Source organism: Synechococcus sp. 65AY6A5 (genome assembly GCF_002760415.1).
GTDB lineage: Bacteria > Cyanobacteriota > Cyanobacteriia > Thermostichales > Thermostichaceae > Thermostichus.
Window position 1 is genome coordinate 815,643 of record NZ_AXUW01000001.1, and the last position, 4,471, is coordinate 820,113.

Sequence of the window (4,471 nt, forward strand, 5' to 3'; positions counted from 1 at the left end):
TGTTGTGTTTGTGAGGAGCGTGTTCCCAAGACCTTGTCGGAACGGGTGCATGATTGCCCTCGTTGCGGGTCGTGGGACAGAGACTTGAACGCTGCTATCGAGATTTTGAAGCGAGGACTCAGGTCCCCCCGTATACGGGGGGATATAGGGGGGCGGTGGGACTGCCGCTCTCTGGCTGTGGAGGATCCTGGTTTACCAGTCCGTTGAAGCAGCAACTCCGGGAAGTGATTCTCGGAAGCTCCCGTCTACAGCCCGTCAGGGCTTAGCGGGAGAGGATGTCACTTCGCGCCGGTTTCTTTTGCTCTGGCCCCTGAGCTCCGGCAGCAGCAGCCCGTTCCTGAGTAGGAAGCCAGGATCCCTGCCGAGGTCTACTCCCGCAGCGGCGGCAAAAACCATTGAAGGGATCCGGAAGCTGGGGTAGGCTTTGCGGATATTCGGGTTGAGGTGTGAGGAATGTGCGGCATTGTCGGCTATGTGGGCTTTCAGTGGGCAGCTCCCATCCTCTTGGAGGGCCTGCGCACCCTGGAGTATCGCGGCTACGATTCCGCCGGCATTGCCACCGTGGATCCAGAAGAGGGCTTGAGGATTGTGCGGGCCACCGGCAAGCTGCACAACCTGCTGGTGAAGCTCACGGCCAACATGCCCACGGCCAAGGTGGGGATTGGCCACACCCGCTGGGCCACCCACGGCGGTATCAGCGAAGAAAATGCCCACCCCCACTGCGACGCGCGCGGGCGCATCGTGGTCATCCAAAACGGCATTGTGGAGAACTACCTGGAGCTGAAGGAGCACCTGCTGCAGCGCGGGATCCCTTTTCGCTCCCAAACCGATACCGAGGTGATCGCCCACCTGCTGGGCCTGTACACGGAGGAGCTGGGCTGCTTTGAGGCAGCTTTTGCCAAAGTCATGGGACAACTGCGGGGAGGCAATGCCGTGGTGGCCTTGGATCGGGAGGCGCCGGATCGTCTGATTGCCGCCCGCCTGGGCAATGCCGGGGCTGTGGTGATTGGCGAAGGGGAAGGGGAAAATTTTGTGGCCTCGGATCTGCCCGCCATCGTCCGCCACACCCGCAGGGTGGTGTTTCTGGAAGATGGGGAGATGGCCATCCTCACCGACTCCAGCGTGCGCTACCTGCGCATTACCGGCGAAGAGCTGCGCAAGACTCCCATCACCGTAGCCTGGGATCCCGTCTCGGCGGCCAAGGGGGGCTACAAGCACTTCATGCAAAAGGAGATCTACGAGCAGCCGCGCACCACCACCGATACGCTGCGGGGGCGGGTGGATCTGGAAGGGGGGCGGGTGACGCTGGAGGGGCTGGCGCTAACAGAAGCGCAACTGGCCCAGATAGAGCAGATCCACGCCGTGGCCTGCGGCACCGCCTGGCACGCCTGCCTGGTGCTCAAGTATTTCATCGAGAGCCTGGCCCGCATCCCGGTGCAGGTGGACTATGCTTCCGAGTTTCGCTACCGCCAGCCGGTGCTGCGCCCCCACAGCCTGCTGGTGGCCCTCACCCAGTCCGGTGAGACGGTGGATACGCTGGCGGCCATGAGCGAGGCCCGCACTCAGGGGATCCCCACCCTGGCCATCGTCAACGCCATCGGATCCCAGGCCACTCGTCTGGCGGATGCCGGGGTGATCTACATCCACGCCGGGCCGGAGATCGCCGTCGCCTCCACCAAGGTGTTTACCGGCATGCTGGTGGCAGGATACCTGCTGGCCCTGCAACTGGCCCAGGCCAAAGGGATCCTCAGCCCGGCCCAGATCCGATCCCACCTGCAAGCTTTAATCGAGCTGCCGGGCAAGATCAGCCTGTTGTTGAAAGACGCCGCCCTCTACGAGCAGTTGGCGGAGCAGTACCACCACGTCACCGACATGCTCTACCTGGGCCGCTGGGTCAACGCCCCCATAGCCCTGGAGGGGGCCTTAAAAATGAAAGAGGTCAGCTACATCCACGCCGAGGGCTACCCAGCAGGGGAGATGAAGCATGGCCCCATTGCCCTCATCGACGAGCGCATGCCGGTGGTGTGTATTGCCACCCGCGATCCCGTCTACGAAAAAATGCTCTCCAACATCGAGCAGGTGCGGGCGCGGGGCGGGCGAGTCATTGCCCTGATCAATCCGGAAGATACCCAGGTCCGGGAAAAAGCCGACCACGTCATCGAGGTGCCCAGCACCACACCTCTGCTGTCGGCGGTTTTGAACGTCATCCCCCTGCAGCTGTTTGCCTACGCCATGGCGCTGCGCCGCGGGGCCGATGTGGATCAGCCCCGCAACCTGGCCAAGTCGGTAACCGTCGAGTAGCGTCTGCCAACCTTGTCACCGCCGGCCTCTGGCTTTTGCAAAATCGGGCAGATCACGTCCTCCTGGGCCGTCGGTTCCGCTGGGATCCGCCAATCGGAAAGGAGGCTTTCAATTTGGCCTTTTAGAGTTTGCAATTCGGCCATGCGCTCTTCGATTTGCCACAGCTTCTCCTGCAGGTGTTGGCGGATTTCTGGGCAGGGCTGCTCCCCCCGGTCGTACAACTGCAGGATCTGGCGAATTTCCTCCAAGCTCAGGCCCAGGCTTTGGCAGCGGCGAATGAAAGCCAGCCGCCCCAGCACTGCCGGATGGAAGAGGCGATAGCTGGACTCCGACCGCTGCACCGTTGGCTTCAGCAGGCCCAGCGACTCGTAGTAGCGCACCGTGCGCACCGGCAACCCCGCCACCGCCGCCACCTGGCTAATTCTCAAGCTGCCCAATGCGCCATCGGCAACTGCAGGACTGAACATAGCACCACCAGCTCCCCAAGAGCTTCAGCTTAACAAAGCCAGCCCCGCAGCCGGATCCCCTGCCAAGAAAAGCGGGGATCCCTCAGCTTTTGTGGCCCATCTCGGCGGCTTGGATCAAGGCCCTGGCCCGCTGTTGATCCAACTTGGCCTGCAGGCGCTCTTGCTTGTCGCTGCTGGTGTTCAAAACTTGGCTCGCTTTGTCCAAGAGGGCCTGAGCTGCGGCCTTATCCACTTTTTCTCCCCGCTCGGCGCGGTTGACCAGAACGGTTACCTCGTTATTTTCCACTTCCGCAAACCCGCCCATCACGGCAATGGCCGACCACTTGCCACCGGCCTTGACCCGCATCACGCCGTTGCCGATGGCCGTCAAGAGAGGGGCGTGGTTGGTGAGGATGCCCAACTGACCTGAGGTAGCCGGGAGGATCACTTCCTCGGCGGGGGCATCCCAAACCGTGCGGTCGGGGGTGATCACGCGAACCATCAGCGTCACAGCAGGTCTCCTGAAGGGTTGAGCTTGGCACTTCTATCCTACCGGATCGCGGTTGCTCTCGGTTCTGCCCCTCTGCGTGGCGAGACTTAACCTGAGCATAACCTCTCCTTTACTTCCGTCGAAGAGGCAAGCGGTAAGGTGTTGTCGGGAACACTTGTCCTCTACCCCAACTCAGCCGCGAAGCCAACCCCATGCTGTTATTGGTAGGGGAAAGCCCAACGACCAGTGTGCCCAGTTTGCCCTAGCGGAGCTAGCCTATGCCTGAAACGATGCCCGGCCATTTTGCTGCCGGCCTGCCTACACGGGAGCGGCAATTGCTAGAAGACCTCTACCGAGGCCGCAGTTTATCTCCCTACAGTCCCGGCCAGGTCATCCCTTTGTTTCCCGAGGAGTGGGTGATCGTCTGTCGGGGTGTGGTGCAATTGACTACCCTCTATCCCAATGGCGGCGAGGCGCTGTTGGGATTTGCTGGCCCCTCCATGCCCCTGGGATCCCCGCTGACAATGTTGGATCCCTACCAAGCCAAGGCGTTGACGGCGGTTGACGTGTTGCGGCTGCCGGCAGCCGAGGTGGAAGCCTCAGCAACCCTGAGCCAGGGGCTGCTCAAGCAGTTGGTGCGGCGGTTGCGCCAAACCGAAGCGCTGCTGGCCTTGGCCGGGCGGCGGCGGGTGGAGGATCGGCTGCGCCAGTTGCTCTCCCTATTGGCGGTGGAGTTGGGATCCCCAATGGCGACGGGGGTGCGCCTGCAGGTGCGCCTCACCCACCAAGACTTGGCCAATGCCATCGGCACTACCCGCGTCACCATCACCCGTCTTTTGAACCGTTTCCGCCAGCAGGGCTGGATCGCGGTGGACAAAAACCGCCATCTCATCATCAAGCTGGCCCAAACGCCCTGACGGCTTTAAGCCTGGCGTTGGAGCTGTTGGAGGAGCCAGTTGGCGGCGGCGGTGTTGGTCTCGCTGGCCAGGCGTTCCAGCGCCTGCTCAAGCAGAGCTATCTGCAGGCCCGCCAGCACCTCTGACTGGGCAATGGCCCGATAGCGCCTGTCCTTGGCCAGGGCAAAGGCAAAAACACGCCGCCCCTTGACATCGATGACCCAGTACTCAGGAATGCCCAGGCTGGCATAAAGCTGCTTCTGCTCGTCCAGGTCAAGAGCCAGGGTGGTGTCGGCAATTTCGCCCACCAGGTCGGGAGGTCTTTGGAAACGCAAATC

The 4,471-nt window shown here is 62.2% G+C and carries 6 protein-coding genes; 3 read left to right on the forward strand and 3 right to left on the reverse strand.

From position 1 onward, the window contains the following. The first annotated feature begins 45 nt into the window (after nucleotides 1-45). Together SYN65AY6A5_RS14300 and glmS are read left to right on the forward strand one after the other, a co-directional pair. Complete coding sequence (locus SYN65AY6A5_RS14300) at nucleotides 46-207, forward strand: transposase (protein ID WP_240527399.1); 162 nt, start codon at nucleotides 46-48, stop codon at nucleotides 205-207. A 246-nt stretch (nucleotides 208-453) separates the two neighbouring features. Further along, nucleotides 454-2,301: a glutamine--fructose-6-phosphate transaminase (isomerizing) gene (gene glmS / locus SYN65AY6A5_RS03810; RefSeq protein WP_099835917.1), complete on the forward strand. Its 1,848-nt coding sequence runs from the start codon at nucleotides 454-456 to the stop codon at nucleotides 2,299-2,301. Here the strand turns inward: glmS and SYN65AY6A5_RS03815 are convergent. Both SYN65AY6A5_RS03815 and atpC read right to left on the reverse strand, forming a co-directional pair. Next, on the reverse strand, nucleotides 2,262-2,768 hold the full coding sequence (locus tag SYN65AY6A5_RS03815; protein ID WP_049749752.1) for a heavy metal-responsive transcriptional regulator: 507 nt from the start codon (nucleotides 2,766-2,768) through the stop codon (nucleotides 2,262-2,264). The two genes, glmS and SYN65AY6A5_RS03815, sit on opposite strands and share 40 nt — an antisense overlap. Nucleotides 2,769-2,850: 82 nt before the next feature. Continuing rightward, nucleotides 2,851-3,258 carry an ATP synthase F1 subunit epsilon gene (gene atpC, locus SYN65AY6A5_RS03820; protein ID WP_011430385.1) on the reverse strand — a complete coding sequence of 136 codons (408 nt, stop codon included), beginning with the start codon at nucleotides 3,256-3,258 and terminating at the stop codon, nucleotides 2,851-2,853. A 257-nt stretch (nucleotides 3,259-3,515) separates the two neighbouring features. Between atpC and SYN65AY6A5_RS03825 the strand changes: the two genes are divergently transcribed. Next, nucleotides 3,516-4,154 (forward strand): Crp/Fnr family transcriptional regulator, encoded by a 639-nt coding sequence (locus tag SYN65AY6A5_RS03825; RefSeq protein WP_011430384.1) that lies wholly within the window; start codon nucleotides 3,516-3,518, stop codon nucleotides 4,152-4,154. A gap of 5 nt (nucleotides 4,155-4,159) precedes the next feature. Here the strand turns inward: SYN65AY6A5_RS03825 and SYN65AY6A5_RS03830 are convergent. Beyond that, nucleotides 4,160-4,471 (reverse strand): Uma2 family endonuclease (locus SYN65AY6A5_RS03830; protein ID WP_143597134.1); only part of this gene is annotated, 312 nt, incomplete at its 5' end.